We start from the raw sequence: 17,559 nt of genomic DNA on the forward strand, positions 1-17,559 counted from the left end.
CGCGGCGCTGGCGCCGCCGCCGCCCTCGCCGCGCCCGCCCATGCCGGCGCTGCCGGCGCCGGCACCGGCCGAGCCCGACACCTTCGAGAACGTGGCCGACGACGACCGCCACGGGCTCATGGCCGGCGAGGCGGTGCTGCTGATCGTGGAGAACGACCTGGGCTTCGCGCGGCTGATGCTGGAGTCGGCGCGGCAGGCCGGCTTCAAGGGCCTGGTGGCGACCACTGGCGCCGGCGCGCTGAGCCTGGCCACCGAGTACCGGCCCTCGCTGGTGACGCTGGACATCCACCTGCCCGACATGCCGGGCTGGCGCATCCTGCAGCGGCTGCAGGCCGACGCGCGCACGCGCCACCTGCCCGTGTGCGTGATCTCCACCGACGACGCGCGCGAGCAGGCGCTCTCCAGCGGCGCGGTGCGCTTCATCGGCAAGCCGCTGTCCTCGCGCGACGTGCTCGACGCGGCCTTCGCGCGGCTGCACGAGTTCGCACAGCGCCCGGTGCGGCGGCTGCTGGCGGCGCTGGCCGAGGGCGAGGCCCGGCGCGCGCTGGCCGAAGGCTTCACGAGCGGCGTGGAGATCCTGTTCGCCGACGATGCCGGCTCGGTGCGGGCACGACTCCACGAGGCGGACGCGCTGGTGATCGACGCGCGGCTGGGCGGCGTGCGGCCCGAGGACGTGCGCGAGGCGCTGGAATCGCACCCGCTGGCGCTGCAGCTGCCGGTGCTGCTGTGGGCGCCCGGCGGCGCCGGCGAGGACAGCGCCTGGCTGCGCCAGCGCGGGGGCTTCAGCCTGCAGGTGGCGCAGACGCCGCAGGCGCTGCTGGGGCTGGCCTCGCTGGCGCTGTTCCGCAACGCCGCCGAGATGTCCGAGGCCGAGGCGCGGGCGGTGGAGGCGGTGGCGCAGGCGCGTCGCTCGCTGCGCGGGCGCAAGGCGCTGATCGTCGATGACGACATGCGCAACATCTTTGCGCTGGCCACGGTGCTCGACGACCACGGCATGGAGATCGTCTCGGCCGACAACGGGCGCGAGGCCATCCGCATGGTGCAGGCCGACCCCGGCATCGACATCGTGCTGATGGACATCATGATGCCGGAGATGGACGGGCTGGCCACCATGCAGCACATCCGCCAGCTGCCGCGCGGGCGCGAGCTGCCGATGGTGGCCGTGACGGCCAAGGCCATGAAGGGCGACCGCCAGAAGTGCATCGAGGCCGGCGCCTGGGACTACCTGTCCAAGCCCGTGGACCCGGAGCACCTGCTGAGCGTGCTCAAGGGGTGGCTATGCCCCTGACACCGATGCCGCCGCAACCGCCGCAACCGCCGCAACGGCCCCCGCCCGGCCCGGCCGCGGCGTTCCAGGGCGAGCACGCCGGCGCCGAGGCCGAGGCCGAGGACGCACCCGAGCGCGCCAGCATCCTGCTGGTCGATGACCTGCCGGAAAAGCACCTGGTGTTCCGCGCCGTGCTGGAGGACCTGGGCCAGGAGCTGGTATCGGCGCACTCCGGCGCCGAGGCGCTGCGCGAGGTGCTGCGCCGCGAGTTCGCGGTGATCCTGCTGGACGTGAACATGCCCGACATGGACGGGCTGGAGACGGCGCGGCTGATCCGCCAGTACAAGCGCGCGGCGCACACGCCCATCATCTTCGTCACGGCTTATGCCGACGAGGTGCAGACGCACCGCGGCTACGAGCTCGGCGCCGTGGACTACATCATGTCGCCGGTGGTGCCGGCGGTGCTGCGCTCGAAGGTGCAGGTGTTCGTGGACCTGCACGTGATGCAGCGCCGCGTGCGCCGCCAGGCCGACCAGCGCGTGGCGCTGGCCGCGGCCGAGGCCGCGCGCGCCGCCGCCGAGCGCGCCACCTGGCGCTCGGGCTTCCTGTCGCAGGTCAGCGCCGTGCTCAGTGCCTCGCTCGACGCCGGGGTGGCCATGCGCGGGCTGCTGGCGCTGGTGGTGCCGGCACTGAGTCCCTGCGCCGCGCTGCTGCTGCAGCCCGACGCGCCGGACGCGGTGGCGCCGCTGCTGGTGGGACGCGGCGACCGCGCCGGCGAGCCCGTCGAGTTCGGGCAGCACGCGCTGCGGGAGATGGCGCCGGCGGTGTGCGAGGCCTTCGCGCGGGCGCTGGACACGGGCCAGGCGCAGAGCCTGGACATCGACCCCTGCGAGGCGATCGACGAGGGGCGCGACGCCCGGGCGCATGCGCTGCCCGCGGGCGTGGTCGTGCCGATGCTGCATGCCCAGCGCGTGCTGGGCGCCCTCTACGTGGCCGCGCCGCAGGACCGCGAGCTGCTGCGCTCGCTGTGCGAGCGCGCGGCGCTGGCCTTCGAGAACACGCGGCTGTACCGCTCGCTGCAGTCCGAGATCGAGGAGCGGCGCCATGCGCAGGAGCAGCTCATGGCGCTGAACCGGCGCAAGGACGAGTTCCTGGCCATGCTCTCGCATGAGCTGCGCAACCCGCTGGCGCCGATCCGCAACGCCGTGGAGGTGGTGCGCCGCGTGGCCCCGCCGGGGCAGCCCCGGCTGGCCTGGGCCACCGACGTGATGGACCGCCAGGTCCGGCACATGACGGCGCTGGTGGAGGAGCTGCTCGACGTGGCGCGCATCAGCCAGGGCAAGATCAGCCTGCAGGTCGCCACCATCGACCTGCTGGCCGTGGTGGCGCACGGCATCGAGACGGCGCGGCCGATGCTCGACGCGCGCCGCCACCGCCTGCATACGCAGCTGCCGGGCGCGCCGGTGTGGCTGCGCGGCGACTTCGCGCGGCTGTCGCAGGTGGTGGCCAACCTGCTCAACAACGCCGCCAAGTACACGCCTGAAGGCGGGCTGGTGGAGGTGTCGCTGCAGCTGCGGCCGGGCCAGGCGCTGGTGAGCGTGCGCGACAACGGCGTGGGCATCGAGCCGGCGCTGCTGCCCAACGTGTTCGACCTGTTCGAGCAGGGCCAGCGCTCGCTCGACCGCAGCCAGGGCGGCCTGGGCGTGGGGCTGACGCTGGTGCAGCGCCTGGTGCAGCTGCACCACGGCACGGTGGAGGCGCGCAGCGCCGGGCCCGGGCACGGCTCGGAGTTCGTGGTGCGGCTGCCCTGCCTGACCGAGATGAACGCGCCGGCGCTGCCGGCGCAGGCCGACCCCGGCGCGGCGCCGGCCGCGGCCGTGTGCCGCGTGCTGGTGGTGGACGACAACGTGGACGCCGCCGACACGGTGGCGATGTTCCTGCGCATGGAGGGCCACAGCGTGGAGACCGCGCACAGCGGGCCGCAGGCGCTGGAGCGAGCCAAGGCCTTCGAGCCCGACGTGGTGCTGCTCGACATCGGGCTGCCGGGCATGGACGGCTTCGAGGTGGTGCGCCACCTGCGCACGCTTGCGGCCACGCAGCGCGCGCTGGTGATCGCGCTCACGGGCTACGGCCACAAGTCCGACCAGCAGCAGGCGCGCGCCGCCGGCTTCGACCACCACCTGGTCAAGCCGGCGGACATCACGGCGCTGGCGGGGCTGATCGCGCAGTGGCTGCAGGAGCGCCAGGAGCGCCAGGCGCCGGAGGACGCCGGCAGCCTGCGCCGCGGCGAGTGATGCGGGTGGCGCCACGGCGTGGCCCGGTGCCGGCACGCGTCCAGGCGCCGGGGCGCGTGACATTTGCACAGGCAACGGCGCCCTGCCGCGGCCCGCGTGCGGGCCGATGCCGCCGCGGCTGGGCTATGTTACGCAGTTGCCTGCCGCCGCCCGCGCCATCGTGCGCGGCGCATTCCCGGCCCCGCCGTCCATGAAGCCGTACCGATCCCCAGGCGCCCGCGCGCTGCCGCCTCTGCTGCCCCTGCCGCCGTCCAGCGCGGCCTCGCCGTCCACCGTGGCGCCGCAAGGCGCCGTGCCGGGGCCTGGCCGGTAGCCGCGCGGTGGCATCGCCCGACACTTCCCCGAAGCCCGCTCCCTTGTCCGCCGAGGGCGCCGGGCCGCGGCCCGCCGATGCCGGCGCGGTGCCGGATCGCTGGGCCCTGGCGGGTGACGGCGACGCCGACGCGGCGCCCTGGGATGCCTCGGCGCGCATGCTGCGCGCGCGGCGGCGCCAGCTGCGCGCGGCGGTGTGGCTGCTGTGCATGCTGCTGGTAGGCATGGCGCTGGGGCTGTCGCTGCACGAGCGCAACGAGATGCGCCACGCCGCCATGGCGCAGGCCGAACTCCAGGCCCGCGTGGTCGAAAGCCATGCCACGCGCACCCTGGCCGGCGTGGCCGGGCTGCTGCGGGTGCTGGCGGAGTCGCCGCTGCTGCGCGGGCCCGATGCGCAGGAGCGCGCGCTGTCGCGGCTGCTGGTCGAGCAGCTCGCCGGCCAGCACGCGCTGCGCGGCCTCTCGGTGCTGGACGTGCAGGGCCGCATCGTGGGCAGCTCCACGCCCGGCGACGTGGGCCGGCGCATCGAGCCGCAGCTGCTGCTGCGCACCGACACGCCCGACGCGGCCCGCGAGTGGCTGGGCCCGCTGCTGGCGGTGCGCGACCTGGGCGACCTCTCGGCGGCGCAGCCGCGGCCCACGCTGGGCGCGGTGGGGCTGCCGCTGGTGCACCGGGTGCGCGGCGAGAGCGGGCGCGAGCTGTGGCTGGTGGCGCTGCTCGATGCCGACCACTTCGCCACCGGGCACGACCTGGCCGTGGCCGGCGCGCCGCTGCGCGCGCTGGTGACGGACCCGCAGGGCCGGCTGCTGAGCGCCGGCACCGCCGAGGCCGGGCTGCCGCCGGGAGAGTTGCTCGCGCACCTGCCGCCGTTCCTGCCGGGACGGCCGCAGCCCGAGCTGGGCAGCTACATCGGCGAGGGCAGCCAGGGCGCCGAGGTCGTGGGCGCCTACCGCGCCTCGGGCCAGTGGCCGCTGGTGGCGGTGGTGGAGCGGCCCTGGGCGCCGCTGCGCCAGCGCTGGCTGGAGCGCAGCAGCGCCATCGGCGCCGCGGCCTCGGCGATGTGCCTGCTGCTGGCCGTGCTGGGCCTGGTGGCCGACCGGGGCATGCGCCGCGAGCGCATCGCTCAGAAGCAGCTGCAGGCCGCGCACGAGGAGAACGCGCGCAACCAGGAGCGGTTTCGCGCCACGTTCGAGCAGGCGGCCGTGGGCATGCTCGAGCGCAGCCCCGAGGGGCGGCTGCTGCGCGTCAATGCCGCGCTGTGCGCGCTGCTGGGCTACTCCGAGGCCGAGCTGCTGGCGCTGGATGCGCGCACGCTCATCCATCCCGACGACCAGCCCAGCAGCGAGAAGGCCACCGGGCGGCTGTTCAGCGGCGAGCTCGGCAGCGTGACGCAGGAAAAGCGCTACCGGCGCAAGGACGGCCGCTACGTGTGGGTGCGCCTGAACGCCTCGCTGGCGCGCGCGGCCGACGGACGGCCGGCTTTCATGCTGGGCATCGTCGAGGACGTCTCGGCGCGGCGCCTGGCGCTGCGCGAGCTCGAGCGCGCGCGCCAGCGCGAGCTGCGCATCGGCGCGCGCATCCAGCAGACGCTGCTGGTGCAGCGCCCCGACCAGCGGCTGCCGGGCCTGTGGCTGAGCACCTTCAACCAGGCCTCGCAGGGCATCGACGGCGACTTCGTCGAGTTCCTTCCGCTGGGCAACCGCGGCATCGACATCGTCGTGGGCGACGTCATGGGCAAGGGCGTGAGCGCGGCGCTCATCGGCGCGGCCACCAAGATGCAGATCAGCCGCTGCGTGGCCGAGCTCATGGCCACGCCGGAGCACCGCGACGAGCTGCCCTCGCCGGCGCAGATCATGGGCGCGGTCAGCCGCGCGCTCACGCCCAACCTGCAGCAGCTCGAAGCCTTCGTGACGCTGTGCCACCTGCGCATCGACACACGCGCGGGCACGCTGACGTGGGTGGGCTGCGGACACGAGGAGCCGGTGCTGCTGACGCCCGACGGCTCGCGCCGGGTGCTGGCCAACCAGCACCCGCCGCTGGGCGTGCTCGACGAGGACAGCTTCCAGCAGGACACGCTGCAGCTGGGCCCCGAGGAGTCGCTGTTCATGTGCAGCGACGGCGCGGTGGACGCGCTGCTGCCCGACGGCAGCCGCATGGGGCGCGAGCAGATCCTGGCGCTGGTGGCGGAGCTGCTGCAATACGTGCCCACGCCCGCGGCGCTGCTGCACCTGCTGCGGCGGCGGCTGCAGGACATGGGCGCGGAGTTCAAGGACGACGTGACGCTGGCGCTGGCCATGCGCTCGCTGAGCCAGCCGCTGCGCAGCCGGCGCGAGCTGCCGGCGCGGCTGGAGGCGATCTACGACGTGCGCGGCCTGGTCGAGTACCGCGCGCGCCAGGCCGGCCTGGCCGAGGACGAGCGCGCGCTGTTCGTGGTGGCCTGCGTGGAGGCCTTCACCAACGTCGTGCGCCATGGCCAGGGCCGGCCCGACGACGCGCCGGTGGAGCTGGTGGTGGCCATCGACGACACGGCCATGGTGGTGGAGATGGTGCACCTGGGCGAGGCCTTCGAGGCGCCCGGGCCCGTGGCGCTGGGCGAGCTCGACGACTACCCCGAGGGCGGCTTCGGCATGTTCATCATGCATTCGGCCAGCGACAGCGTGGAGCACCTGCACCGCAACGGCGTCAACACCGTGCGGCTGACGCACCGGCGCTCGCCGCGCGCGGACTGAAGCTGCCGGCGCGCCGCACCGCCCGGGCAGGGGCACGGGCGCGCGGGACGGCGACACAGTCCTGCAACGACCTTTTACATCTGGATTTTTAGAGTTCGTCCCATTGGAGCGGCATGCCGCCGCTCCCTTTGGACCGGACTCTCCATGACGTACCCGCAAGTTCTGCGCCCCGGTGGCGCGCTGCTCGCCGCGCTGGCCCTGGCGGCCGCGCTGGGCGGCTGCAGCAGCGACCGCGACGCCGGCCTCGGGCCCGAAGCCGCCGCGCTGGTGCCGGCTGCCGCGGCCGCGCCGGTGGCGGCGGACCAGGCCGCGCCGCGGGCCGCGGGCCGCGCGCCGGCGGAGTGGCTGCCGCAGCCGGGGGCGGGCTTCTTCATGGCCGCCTACGAGGACAGCGCGCCGCAGCCCGGTGATTACGACCTCAACGACCTGGTCGTCGCCTACCAGTACCGGCTCGGCCTGGATGCCGACGGGCGGATCGACCGCATCGAGGGCCAGGCCTTCATCGTGGCGCGCGGCAGCGATGCCGGCCACGACTGGACGCTGGACCTGCGGCTGCCGCCGGGCGCCGCCGCCACGGCCGAGTGCAGCACCGTCACCCCGGCCGGGCAGCCCCTGCCCTGCGCCATCACGGCCGGCTACGGCCGGCTGCGCTGGACCGCCTTCCGCGACACGCGCGCGGCGTTCCCGGCGCCCGGCGCCGATGCCGGCGCTCCGGTCAACACCTCGGGGGCCGACGCCTTCGTGCGCGGGCCCAAGGCCAGCTTCACGGTGCGCTTCGACCCGGCGGTGAGCCTGCACACCGTGGGCGCGGGCGAGCCGTGGCTGAAACTGCTGGCCAGCGGCCGGGAGCTGCGCGTGAACGACCGCAGCGACGGCGGACTGCCGCTGGCGCTGATGGTGCCCGAAGGGTGGGCGCCGCCGCTGGAGCGCATGGACCTGGCGCTGGCCTACCCGCTGCTGCCGCGCTTCGCCGCCACCGAGGGGCTGGATGCCCGCGACTGGTGGCGCGAGCCGCTGGCCGGGCGTACGCGCGCCCAGTCCAGCGCCGACTGGAGCTGGTGATGGACGGCCTGGTCGGCATGGCGGTGCTGGCGCTGGCGCTGCTAGTGGCGCTGCTGGCGCTGGCGCGCGCGCTGGGGCGCGAGCAGGCGCTGCGGCAGCGACTGCGCGAGAGCGAGCAGCGGGCGCAGGCCGCCGACGAGACCCGCACCCGTTTCCTGCGCACCATGTCGCACGAGCTGCGCACCCCGCTCAACGGCATCCTGGGCTACGCCGAGCTCATCCGCGACACCTCCACCGACCCGGAAGCGCGCGAGTTCGGCGGCATCGTGCACCACAGCGCCGAGCAGCTGCATGCGCTGCTGGGCACGCTGCTGGACCTGGCACGCATCGAGGCCGGGCGGCTGGGGCTGCAGCTGGAGACGGTGGCGCTGCCCGCGCTGCTGCACGAGATCACGGCCATGCACCGCGCCACGGCCGAGGCGCGGGCCCTGGCGCTGCGGCTGGACATCGCCCCGCGGGCGTGCGACGCCACGCTGGTGACGGACCGCTCGCGGCTGGCGCAGGTGCTCAACCACCTGCTGACCAACGCGCTGAAGTTCACCGAGCGCGGCGGCGTGAGCCTGGCGCTCGATGCCGAGCCCGAGGCCGTGGGCGTGCGCATCGAAGTGCGCGACAGCGGCATCGGCATGTCGGCCGCGCAGCTGGGCGCGCTGCGCTCGCCGCCGGCGGCCGGCGCCGCAGCCGCCGACTACGTGCACCGCGCGCAGGGGCCGGGCCTGGGCCTGCCGCTGGCGCGCGAGCTCACCGCGCTGCTGGGCGGCGAGCTGCTCATCGAATCGGTACCGGGACAGGGCACGTGCGCGCTGCTGCGGCTGCCGCTGGCCGCCCCGGCGGCCGCGGCCCGGACCCAGGCCCAGGCTCAGACCCGGATTGCGAACACGACCCCGAACGCGAACGCGAACGCAAACACGACCACGCCGGAAGGCGCGCGCCCCGGCGCAGCCGGGCGCGTCCAAGGAAACGACCAATGACTCAACAACCCAAGGCCCTCCTGGTGGATGACAACGCACTCAACAGCCGGCTGGCCGCCACGCTGCTGAGGCGCCTGGGCTGGCTGCCGCAGATGGCCGACGACGGGCTGCACGCGCTGGCGCTGCTGGCCGCCGAGCGCTTCGACCTGGTGCTGCTGGACCTGCGCATGCCGCTGCTCGGCGGCGAGGAGGTGTGCCGGCGCATCCGCGAGGACCTGCGGCTGCGCGAGCTGCCCGTGATCGCCTACACCGCCCACGGCATGCCCGAGGAGCAGGCGCGCATCGTCGCCGCCGGCTTCAACGGCCTGCTGCTCAAGCCCACTTCCTTCCACGACATGCGGCTGCTGTGCCAGCAGTACGCGCCTTCGGCGAGCCTGTGATGTCCGACCACGCTGTATCCATGACCGCGCCGCAAATTTCCCTGGGCCGCGCCTGGCTGCTCATCAACGATGCGGCGCATGCAGCCCAGATCGAGGGCGAGCTGCTGTCGCAAGGCTGGCAGGTGGAGCTGCGCCTGACGCACACGCAGCTGCTGCTGCTGCACCTGCACTGCGAGAGCGCCCCGCCGGACGTGCTGGTGTGCGGGCTGCGCTACGAGGACGGCGACGCCTTCCGGCTGATGCGGCTGCTCGCCGGCGACACGCGCGCGCCGGCCCTGTTCTTCACCAGCCGCCAGCAGCGCTCCGTGATCAAGAGCGCGGTGGCGATGGCCGCGGCCTGCAAGCTGGCGGTGGCGGGCTTCGCCGAGCGCCCCGTGGCGCCGCGGCAGGTGGCCGAGGCGCTGCGCGAGTACCGGCGCCAGGTGCCGGCGCAGGTGCGCGAGCAGCCGGCCGAGCTCACCGAGGCCGAGCTGCGCGCCATGCTCGACGAGGACCGCATCCAGGGCTTCCTGCAGCCGCAGCTGCGCCTGGACAGCCGCGAGGTCGTGGGCGTGGAGGCGCTCATGCGCGGCCTCGCGGCCGACGGCACGCTGCTCATGCCCGACCGTCTGGTGCCCGCGCTCAAGCGCCACGGGCTGCTGGAGGAAGCCACGCTGGTGCTGGTGCGCCGCACCTGCGAGTTCATCGTGCAGTGCCTGGAGGAAGGCATGCCGCTGAGCGGCTCCATCAACGCCTCGCTGCACTCGCTGTCCAGCCCGTCGTTCTGCAGCGCCCTGGAAGAGGCCGTGCAGCGCAGCGGCCTGGACCCGAGCTGGATGACCATCGAGATCACCGAGAGCGACGCCGCGGCCGACCAGCCCACCGTGATCGAGAACGCCTCGCGCATCCGGCTGCTGGGCTTCAACCTGTCCATCGACGATTTCGGCACCGCCTACTCCAGCCTGCTGCAGCTGTCGCAGCTGCCGTTCTCGGAGCTCAAGATCGACCGCTCCTTCGTCGCCGGCATCGAGGCCGACGCCGGCAAGCGCGTGATCGTGGACGCCTGCGCCCGCATGGCGCGCGGGCTCGGCCTGCGCGTGGTGGCCGAGGGCGTCGAAACTTCGAGCGAGCTGGCCGCGGTGCGCGCAGCCGGCTGCACCGAGGTGCAGGGCTACCTGCTGGAGCGGCCGATGTCGATGGAGCGCATGCGCGAGTGGCTGCGCGGGCTCGACTCGCTGCAGCTGCCCCTGGAGGGGCTGCCGGCCGCGGCCTGAAGCCTGCACGGGCAGGCCGGGCGGGCCCCGGTTGTGGCGAAGTCGGCAAACGCCGCGTCGGCTTGATGCGACGCGGGGTGCGGCGGCCTTATCACTTGTTATCCTTTCAATGGGTAACCAGTTGTTGAGGATTCGCCGCCATGAACACCAGTGCCGTCTGGACCGCCTTGCGCCGCCTCTGGGAGCCGACGCCGGAGGTGCCCGTGCGCACGGTGGACGAGACGACCCTCCGCGGCGAGGCGGCGGTGCAGCGCATGCTGCATCGGCTGGCCAAGGCTGGCGGCTCGGTGTCGCTGCAAAGCGAGGACGCGGCCTTCGACCACGCGGCGCGGCTGCTGGGCGAAGCCGAGACGGGCGGCCTGGCGCTGCGGCTGCTGCAGGGCCAGCAGCCGTGGCCGCAGGAGATGCCCGAGACGCTCAACGTCACCGCCTGCTCCGAGCAGGGCGTGCTGATGTTCTCGCTGCACCCGGTGGCCTACCGCGGCCAGGGCCGGCTGCGCGCGCCGCTGCCGGCGCAGATGATCCTGGTGCAGTCGCGGCGGCACTTCCGGGTCACGGGGCTCAACGGCCACCAGTTCCACGCCGAGCTGGCGCTGCCGGCCGGCAGCCAGGACCGGCGCGGCGGTGCCGGGGGCGGGGGCGAAGCCGACGGCGACGCGACCGAGGGCAAGGACGACAACCGCGTGCTGCGGCTGCGCAACCTCAGCGAGGAAGGCGTGGCCTTCGAGATGGCCGGGCCGGGCGTGCCGTCGGGCACGATCTACCGCGACGTGTCGCTGCGGCTGGACGACATGGTGATCGTCGTGCCGGAAATGAAGGTGGTGTACTGCCGCAGGCACGGCGAGGCGCAGTGGACGGTCGGAGCGCACTTCGAGCGCATCGGCGCGCAGGAGTCGCGCTTCCTGCGGCGCTGGATCGCCGCCGCGCAGGCGGCGATGGCCAACGCGCACCTGGACGACTGACCGGCCGACACGGCGCCGCTGCCGGCGCTGGCGCCGGGGCCGCGGCTTCAGGCGGCGGCGGGCACCTCGGTGCGCTCGAAGCGGTAGCCCACGCCGTACACCGGCACGAGCTTCCAGCCGCGGCTGCCGTCGAGGCCGAGCTTCTTGCGCAGGCGGCTGACGTGGGTGTCCACGGTGCGGGTGTCCACCTCGGCGTTGAGGCCCCAGATCTTGTTGAGCAGGTGGTCGCGCGAGAGCAGCTTGCCGGGGTTCTGGAACAGGTAGGCGCTCAGGTCGAACTCCTTCTGCGTCAGCACCACCGGCTCGCCGTCGAGCGACAGGCGCTGGCGCTGGATGTCGATCTCGAAAGCGCCCAGGCGCAGCACCGGCAGCCCGTTGGAGCGCACGCGCCGGCCCAGCGCGGCCACGCGCGCGAGCAGCTCGGCATGCTTGGGCGGCTTGACCACGTAGTCGTCGGCGCCGGCCTGCAGCGCCTGCACCACCGTCTCCTCGTCGTCGCGCGCGGTCAGCACCAGGATCGGCGTCTCCCAGCCCAGGTTGCCGCGCGCCCACTGCAGCAGGTCCGCGCCGGTGCCGTCGGGCAGCATCCAGTCGATGAGCAGCATGTCGAAGCGCTCGTGCTTGAGCGCGTCGAGATAGCTTGCGACCGTGGCGTGGGTGGCCACGCTGTGCTGCGCGCCTTCAAGCCACAGGCGCAGCAGGTCCTGCTGGTCGAGGTCGTCTTCTGCGATGGCGATGTGCATGACTGGTGTCGTCTTGTTTTCCCAACCGGGTTATCGGCTCAGCATAGCCACCTGCTTAGCGCGTTTCGGCACATGAAAAGGCCCGGGCGTGACGGGTTTGGCGTCCTGGCCGGCGGACGGTGGCGTGACGCGGTAGCCGATTGAGATGGATCAAGCGACAAACTACATACACGAAGCTCCCGGCCAACCCAGGTGTTGGTGATGCTTGGGCTGTGCGTGGTCGCGGCAGCGCCGGTTGAAGGGCACGAGAGGTGGCGACAGGCGGATCAGTGAGGTGAGCGGGTCGGTGGGGCCGCTGCGCCGGTCGTCACGTCACCGATCTGGTACGGGACTGTCCCGGTTGAATCGAGTATGTTGTTTCGCGGGCCGGCCGGCCCGGCGTGCGGCGGGTTCAGGGCCGGCGTACCGCCAGCAGCCGCTGCGACCAGTACGGCGCGCTCATGCGCTCCAGCCGCACCTGACCGCCCGTGGACGGCGCGTGCACGAAGCGGTCGTTGCCGACGAAGATGCCGGCGTGCGTGACGCGTCGCGAGGCGCCGAAGAGCACCAGGTCGCCGCTGCGCAGCGACTGCACCGGCACGTCGCCGCCCCAGCCCTGCAGCTCGGCGGTGGAGCGCGGCGAGGCGACGCCGGCGGCGTGCCGGTAGACGTGGGCGATGAGCCCGCTGCAGTCGAAGCCCGACTCCGGCGTGTTGCCGCCCCAGCGGTAAGGCGTGCCGACCAGTCCCAGCGCGTACACGGTGGCGTCGCGCCCCTGCTCCTCGCTCAGGCGCGAGATGCCCGGCGACGTGAGCAGCGGCCGTGGCGCCGGCGCGTTCGGCGTGGCCGGGCGCGGCGCGGGCGCCGTGGCACAGCCCTGGAGCAGCAGCGGCAGCACGGCCGGCGCGGCCAGGAGGGGCAGGAGACGACGACGGCTGGCTCGCATGGCGCGGCATTGTCCTGAAGGCACCCCGGGCGCGGCAACCGTCGGCGCGCGTGCCCGTCGCCCGACCGCCACGGCCTCAGTTCCTGAAGTTCTGCGTGACCATGAGCCCGCGCCGGCCGCCGTCGAGGATGCCGATGCCCACGCGCCCGAAGCCCGGGCGCAGGATGTTGGCGCGGTGCCCAGGCGAGTTCATCAGCCCGCGGTGCGCCAGGTCCAGCGTCGGCGCCAGCGCCAGGTTCTCGCCCGCGAGCAGGAAGCGCACGCCGCCGCGGCGCATGCGGTCGAAGGGGTCGGCGCCTTCGGGCGCGACGTGCGAGAAGTAGCCGCGGGCGAACATGTCGCGCGAGTGCAGCCGCGCCACCTCGGCCGCCTCGGGGTCGGCGCGCAGCGGCTTCAACCCCTCCTTCTCCCGCTCCCGGTTGATCAGCTCCAGCATGCGCGCCTCCAGCTCCGGGCGCGGGCGCGGGTCCTGGACGGTGTAGGACAGCTGGATGGTCTCGCCCGACTCCGGCCGCACCGTGAGCAGGTTGAAGGTGCGGCCCGCGGCCTCGTCGAAGATGGGCAGCAGCCGCGCCTCCACCCACTGCACGGCCGGCGCCAGGCGCTGCGCCAGGCGGCTGTCGCGCGTGGCGTTGCTCAAGTTGTCGGACAGCGGCAGCGCCAGCAACAGCATCACCGCCAGCGTGGCGTCGATCAGCCCGCTGGCCGCGCCCGGCAGCAGGCCCAGCGCGCGATTGGCTCGGTGCGCATGCACCGGTTGCGGCAGCCGCCGGGCGCCGGCCAGCAGCAGCCGGCCCAGCACGATGCGCACCAGCAGGAAGATGACCAGGAAGGCCACCGGCCGCGCCCAGGCGTCGTCCAGGTGCGGCTGCAGCGGCACGGCCGCGCGCGCGTAGCCCCACAGCGCCGCCAGCAGCGCCGCGGCCAGGCTCAGCAGCTCCAGCGTCGCCACCAGGAAGCCGCGGCGCCAGCCGCCCCAGGCGGCCAGCAGCACCAGCGCGGCCAGCAGCGCATCGACGTAGTTCAGTTCATTGAGCATGGGCATGGCAGGGGGAGCCGCGGCTGCGGCAAGGCTTGCGCGGCGCTGGCAGCCGCCGTGCCCAGGCCGCCCATGGCCGGCGGCGGCGGCGCCTCGCGCAGCGTCGCACGGGCACAACGCTTGCCGCGCCCGGTGCCCCGCCGCCGCCTGCGACACGCCGGACGGCCCGATCGAATGCCCTGACAAGACGGAGAACGGCACGTGGATTTCGGCTATCCCCGACCGCAACTGCAGCGCCCCCAATGGCAGTCCCTCAACGGCCCCTGGCGCTTCTGCTGGGACGATGACGGGCGCTACCACTCGCCGGCCGACATCGGCGAGTGGCCGCTGCAGATCACGGTGCCCTTCCCGCCCGAGGCCGCCGCCAGCGGCGTGGCCGACCGCGGGTTTCACAAGAGCTGCTGGTACGAGCGCGAGGTGGACATCCCGCCCGGCAAGGACCGCGTCATCCTGCGCTTCGGCGCGGTGGACTACCAGGCCCGGGTCTGGGTCAACGGCCGGCTGGCGGTCACGCACGAGGGCGGGCACACGCCGTTCTCGGCCGACATCACGCGGCTGCTGGCGGCCGACGGCCGCCAGCGCATCACGGTGCAGGCCATCGACGACCCGCACGAGCTGACCAAGCCGCGCGGCAAGCAGGACTGGCAGCTGGAGCCGCACTCGATCTGGTACCCGCGCACCACCGGCATCTGGCAGACGGTGTGGATCGAGCGGGTGGGCCGCATCTACGTCGACAAGATCCGCTGGACCCCGAAGGTCGAGGGCTACATGATCGGCTTCGAGGCCCGCATCGTCGGCGACCAGCTCGAAGACAGCCTCTCCGTCGAGGTCGAAATGCGCCACGGCGAGCGGCTGCTCGCGCGCGACCGCTACCGCGTCGTGCAGCACGAGGTGGACCGCATCGTCGTGTTCTCCGACCCCGGCATCGACGACTACCGCAACGAGCTGCTGTGGAGCCCGGAGCGGCCCACGCTCATCGACGCGCGCATCCGGCTGCTCGACGGCGAGACGGTGCTCGACGAGTTCACCTCCTACACCGCGCTGCGCTCGGTCACGATCCTGCGCGACCGTTTCATGCTCAACGGCAGGCCCTACACGCTGCGCATGGTGCTCGACCAGGGCTACTGGCCCGACACCATGCTGGCCGCGCCCAATGACGACGCGCTGCGCAAGGACGTCGAGCTGGCCAAGGCCATGGGCTTCAACGGCGTGCGCAAGCACCAGAAGATCGAGGACCCGCGCTACCTGTACTGGGCCGACCGCCTGGGGCTGCTGGTGTGGGAGGAGATGCCCTCGCCCTACCGCTTCACGCGCACCGCCATCAAGCGGCTCATCCGCGAGTGGACGGAAGCCATCGACCGCGACTACAGCCACCCCTGCGTCATCGTCTGGGTGCCCTTCAACGAGAGCTGGGGCGTGCCCGACCTGACCGCCATCCGCGAGCACCGCCATGCGGTGGAGGCGCTCTACCACCTGACCAAGACGCTCGACGCCACCCGGCCCGTGATCGGCAACGACGGCTGGGAGTCGAGCGCGACCGACATCATCGGCATCCACGACTACGACGCCAACCTGCAGCACATCAAGCAGCGCTACGGCGGCGAGACCAAGACCGATCAGCTCTTCGACCGGCGCCGCCCGGGCGGGCGCATCCTCACCCTCGACGGCTACCCGCACCGCGGCCAGCCGATCATGCTCACCGAGTTCGGCGGCATCCGCTACATCAAGACGCCCGAGCCCGGCGTGAAGAGCACCTGGGGCTACAGCTCGGCGATGGACGAGGAGACCTTCGCGCAGCAGTACGAGGGGCTGCTGCACACCATCATCCACACGGCGCTGTTCAGCGGCTTCTGCTACACCCAGTTCGCCGACACCTTCCAGGAGGCCAACGGGCTCCTGATGGCCGACCGCACGCCCAAGATCCCCATCGAGCGCATCGCCGCGGCCACGCGGGTGTCGGCGACGCACATCCCGGGCGTGGTGTGAGCGCGCCGCAGCCTTCCCCAGCGGCCCGTGCGCGGCCGGCGTCCGCGAGGTCCACCCCATGAGCACCACTCCCACCTTCCAGGACGTCTTCGGCAGCCGGCCGGAGGTCTACGCCCGCGCCCCGGGCCGCGTCAACCTGCTGGGCGAGCACACCGACTACAACGACGGCTTCGTGCTGCCCTGCGCCATACCGCAGAGCACGCGCGTGGCGATGCGGCGCAACGGTGGCGGCGCCACGCGCGTGCATGCCGCGGCCTACGGGCGCACGGTGGAGTTCGCGCCGGGCACCGACGCGGCCGAGGACGAGGGCAATCCCTTCGCGCTCTACGTCAGCGGCACGCTGATCGAGGCGGCGCAGGAGGGGCTGCAGGTGCCGGCGCTGGACATCTTCGTGGTGTCGGACGTGCCCATCGGCGTGGGCCTGTCCTCCAGCGCCGCGCTGGAGGTGGCGGTGCTGCGCGCGCTGCGCGAGCTGCTGGAGGCGCAGGAGCAGCTCGACGACGTGCGCATCGCGCAGGTGGCGCAGCGCGCGGAGGTCGAGCATGCCGGGGTGCGCTGCGGGATCATGGACCAGATGGCGTCGAGCCTGGCCGACACGCGCAGCGCCCTGTTCCTGGACACGCGCACGCTGCGCCGCCAGCTCGTCGCCCTGCCGGAGGGCAGCTCCGTCCTGGTCATGGACTCGGGCGTGGCCCGCTCGCTGGCCACCAGCGGCTACAACCAGCGCCGCGCCGAGTGCGAGGCGGCGGCCGCGGCGCTGGGCGTGCCGGCGCTGCGCGACGTGGAGTACCTCTCCGCCGTGGAGCAGCTGGCCGACGAGACCTTGCGCAAGCGGGCGCGCCACGTGGTCAGCGAGAACCAGCGCGTGCTCTCGGCCGCCGCGGGCTGCGACGCCGCCGGCTTCGGCACGCTCATGAACGCCTCGCATGCCAGCCTGCGCGACGACTACGAGGTGTCGGTGCCCGAAGTGGACCGCCTGGTGGACCTGCTGCAGCGGCAACCGGCCGTGTGGGGCGCGCGCATGACCGGCGCCGGCTGGGGCGGCGCCGTGGTGGCGCTGTGCCACCAGGACGCGGCCGAGGACGTGGCGCGCGCGGTGCTGCGCGAGTACGCGGCAGGGGGCGGCAAGGGGCGGGCGCTGGTGCCTGAACTGGCGCAGGACGCGAACAGCGGCGGTTGAACATCGCCCTGGTGGGGGTGGACGGCTGGCATGGGGTCCAGTGGCGCTCGTTGGAGAGATTATTTTGGCGTCCCGACAGCCGCGATGCCGCGTCCCTCGATCCGTCATTCCGGCGAAAGCCGGAATCCACGCGCACCGATACGGTGGAACGGGCGCCGCCAGCACGTGCCCGCGCCGGCCAGCGAGGCGCTGCGGCATTCGTGGATTCCGGCTTTCGCCGGAATGACGACATTTCTTCTCACGGCCTGTCAACCGGCGCGCCTATGCCGCAACTCCGGTATGCATTTCGAACGCCCCAAAGCAAAACGCCCCGACCATGTAATTGGTCAGGGCGTTTGCCGGGATATTAGCCTGACGATGTCCTACTTTCACACGGGAATCCGCACTATCATCGGCGCTGAGGTGTTTCACGGTCCTGTTCGGGATGGGAAGGGGTGGGACCACCTCGCTATGGTC

The 17,559-nt window shown here is 73.3% G+C and carries 13 protein-coding genes and 1 rRNA gene; 10 read left to right on the forward strand and 4 right to left on the reverse strand.

What is annotated here, in order from left to right; genetic code table 11:
* The 8 genes from FJ694_RS33125 to FJ694_RS33160 all read left to right on the forward strand — a co-directional run.
* Window positions 1–1,288 (forward strand): response regulator (locus FJ694_RS33125; protein WP_157271794.1); only part of this gene is annotated, 1,288 nt, incomplete at its 5' end.
* Window positions 1,279–3,561 carry a response regulator gene (locus tag FJ694_RS33130; RefSeq protein WP_232540335.1) on the forward strand — a complete coding sequence of 761 codons (2,283 nt, stop codon included), beginning with the start codon at window positions 1,279–1,281 and terminating at the stop codon, window positions 3,559–3,561. The genes FJ694_RS33125 and FJ694_RS33130, both read left to right, overlap by 10 nt.
* A gap of 356 nt (window positions 3,562–3,917) precedes the next feature.
* The gene (locus FJ694_RS33135; RefSeq protein ID WP_157271795.1) at window positions 3,918–6,602 is read left to right on the forward strand and encodes a SpoIIE family protein phosphatase; all 2,685 of its coding nucleotides are present in this window, start codon (window positions 3,918–3,920) and stop codon (window positions 6,600–6,602) included.
* 144 nt (window positions 6,603–6,746) lie between these two features.
* On the forward strand, window positions 6,747–7,664 hold the full coding sequence (locus FJ694_RS33140; protein ID WP_157271796.1) for an LruC domain-containing protein: 918 nt from the start codon (window positions 6,747–6,749) through the stop codon (window positions 7,662–7,664).
* Window positions 7,664–8,635, forward strand: a complete 972-nt coding sequence (locus tag FJ694_RS33145; protein WP_157271797.1) for a sensor histidine kinase — start codon at window positions 7,664–7,666, stop codon at window positions 8,633–8,635. The genes FJ694_RS33140 and FJ694_RS33145 overlap by 1 nt, the downstream gene beginning before the upstream one ends.
* On the forward strand, window positions 8,632–9,015 hold the full coding sequence (locus FJ694_RS33150; RefSeq protein ID WP_157271798.1) for a response regulator: 384 nt from the start codon (window positions 8,632–8,634) through the stop codon (window positions 9,013–9,015). Before FJ694_RS33145 ends, FJ694_RS33150 begins: the two co-directional genes overlap by 4 nt.
* Entirely contained in the window at window positions 9,015–10,268 is a 1,254-nt protein-coding gene (locus FJ694_RS33155; protein ID WP_157271799.1) for an EAL domain-containing response regulator, read from the forward strand. The genes FJ694_RS33150 and FJ694_RS33155 overlap by 1 nt, the downstream gene beginning before the upstream one ends.
* Window positions 10,269–10,408: 140 nt before the next feature.
* A complete protein-coding gene (locus tag FJ694_RS33160; RefSeq protein WP_157271800.1) occupies window positions 10,409–11,230 on the forward strand; it encodes a PilZ domain-containing protein in 822 nt (273 codons plus the stop codon).
* A 47-nt stretch (window positions 11,231–11,277) separates the two neighbouring features.
* On the opposite strand, the gene FJ694_RS33165 is transcribed toward FJ694_RS33160, so the two are convergent.
* The 3 genes from FJ694_RS33165 to FJ694_RS33175 all read right to left on the reverse strand — a co-directional run bounded on the left by FJ694_RS33165 (window position 11,278) and on the right by FJ694_RS33175 (window position 13,943).
* A complete protein-coding gene (locus FJ694_RS33165) occupies window positions 11,278–11,973 on the reverse strand; it encodes a response regulator transcription factor (protein WP_157271801.1) in 696 nt (231 codons plus the stop codon).
* 391 nt (window positions 11,974–12,364) lie between these two features.
* Window positions 12,365–12,898, reverse strand: a complete 534-nt coding sequence (locus FJ694_RS33170; protein ID WP_157271802.1) for a C40 family peptidase — start codon at window positions 12,896–12,898, stop codon at window positions 12,365–12,367.
* A 76-nt stretch (window positions 12,899–12,974) separates the two neighbouring features.
* On the reverse strand, window positions 12,975–13,943 hold the full coding sequence (locus FJ694_RS33175; RefSeq protein WP_232540336.1) for a CvpA family protein: 969 nt from the start codon (window positions 13,941–13,943) through the stop codon (window positions 12,975–12,977).
* A gap of 195 nt (window positions 13,944–14,138) precedes the next feature.
* On the opposite strand from FJ694_RS33175, the gene FJ694_RS33180 reads away from it, so the two are divergent.
* Together FJ694_RS33180 and galK are read left to right on the forward strand one after the other, a co-directional pair.
* Window positions 14,139–15,923 carry a glycoside hydrolase family 2 protein gene (locus FJ694_RS33180; protein WP_157271803.1) on the forward strand — a complete coding sequence of 595 codons (1,785 nt, stop codon included), beginning with the start codon at window positions 14,139–14,141 and terminating at the stop codon, window positions 15,921–15,923.
* 58 nt (window positions 15,924–15,981) lie between these two features.
* Window positions 15,982–17,103, forward strand: coding sequence for a galactokinase (gene galK, locus FJ694_RS33185; RefSeq protein ID WP_157271804.1), 1,122 nt, complete (start codon window positions 15,982–15,984; stop codon window positions 17,101–17,103).
* Window positions 17,104–17,452: 349 nt separating this feature from the next.
* On the opposite strand, the gene rrf is transcribed toward galK, so the two are convergent.
* A 5S ribosomal RNA gene (gene rrf, locus FJ694_RS33190) occupies window positions 17,453–17,559 on the reverse strand; the annotation flags it as partial.

Origin of the sequence: Azohydromonas aeria, assembly GCF_009760915.1 — a bacterium.
Classification (GTDB): Bacteria; Pseudomonadota; Gammaproteobacteria; order Burkholderiales; family Burkholderiaceae_C; genus Azohydromonas; species Azohydromonas aeria.

Excerpts from the sequence above, each read along its gene's own strand:
- FJ694_RS33130 (WP_232540335.1), top strand. The coding sequence starts at position 1,279 with ATGCCCCTGACACCGATGCCGCCGCAACCGCCGCAACCGCCGCAACGG.
- FJ694_RS33140 (WP_157271796.1), top strand. The coding sequence starts at position 6,747 with ATGACGTACCCGCAAGTTCTGCGCCCCGGTGGCGCGCTGCTCGCCGCG.
- FJ694_RS33145 (WP_157271797.1), top strand. The coding sequence starts at position 7,664 with ATGGACGGCCTGGTCGGCATGGCGGTGCTGGCGCTGGCGCTGCTAGTG.
- FJ694_RS33150 (WP_157271798.1), top strand. The coding sequence starts at position 8,632 with ATGACTCAACAACCCAAGGCCCTCCTGGTGGATGACAACGCACTCAAC.
- FJ694_RS33155 (WP_157271799.1), top strand. The coding sequence starts at position 9,015 with ATGTCCGACCACGCTGTATCCATGACCGCGCCGCAAATTTCCCTGGGC.
- FJ694_RS33160 (WP_157271800.1), top strand. The coding sequence starts at position 10,409 with ATGAACACCAGTGCCGTCTGGACCGCCTTGCGCCGCCTCTGGGAGCCG.
- FJ694_RS33165 (WP_157271801.1), bottom strand. The coding sequence starts at position 11,973 with ATGCACATCGCCATCGCAGAAGACGACCTCGACCAGCAGGACCTGCTG.
- FJ694_RS33170 (WP_157271802.1), bottom strand. The coding sequence starts at position 12,898 with ATGCGAGCCAGCCGTCGTCGTCTCCTGCCCCTCCTGGCCGCGCCGGCC.
- FJ694_RS33175 (WP_232540336.1), bottom strand. The coding sequence starts at position 13,943 with ATGCCCATGCTCAATGAACTGAACTACGTCGATGCGCTGCTGGCCGCG.
- galK (WP_157271804.1), top strand. The coding sequence starts at position 15,982 with ATGAGCACCACTCCCACCTTCCAGGACGTCTTCGGCAGCCGGCCGGAG.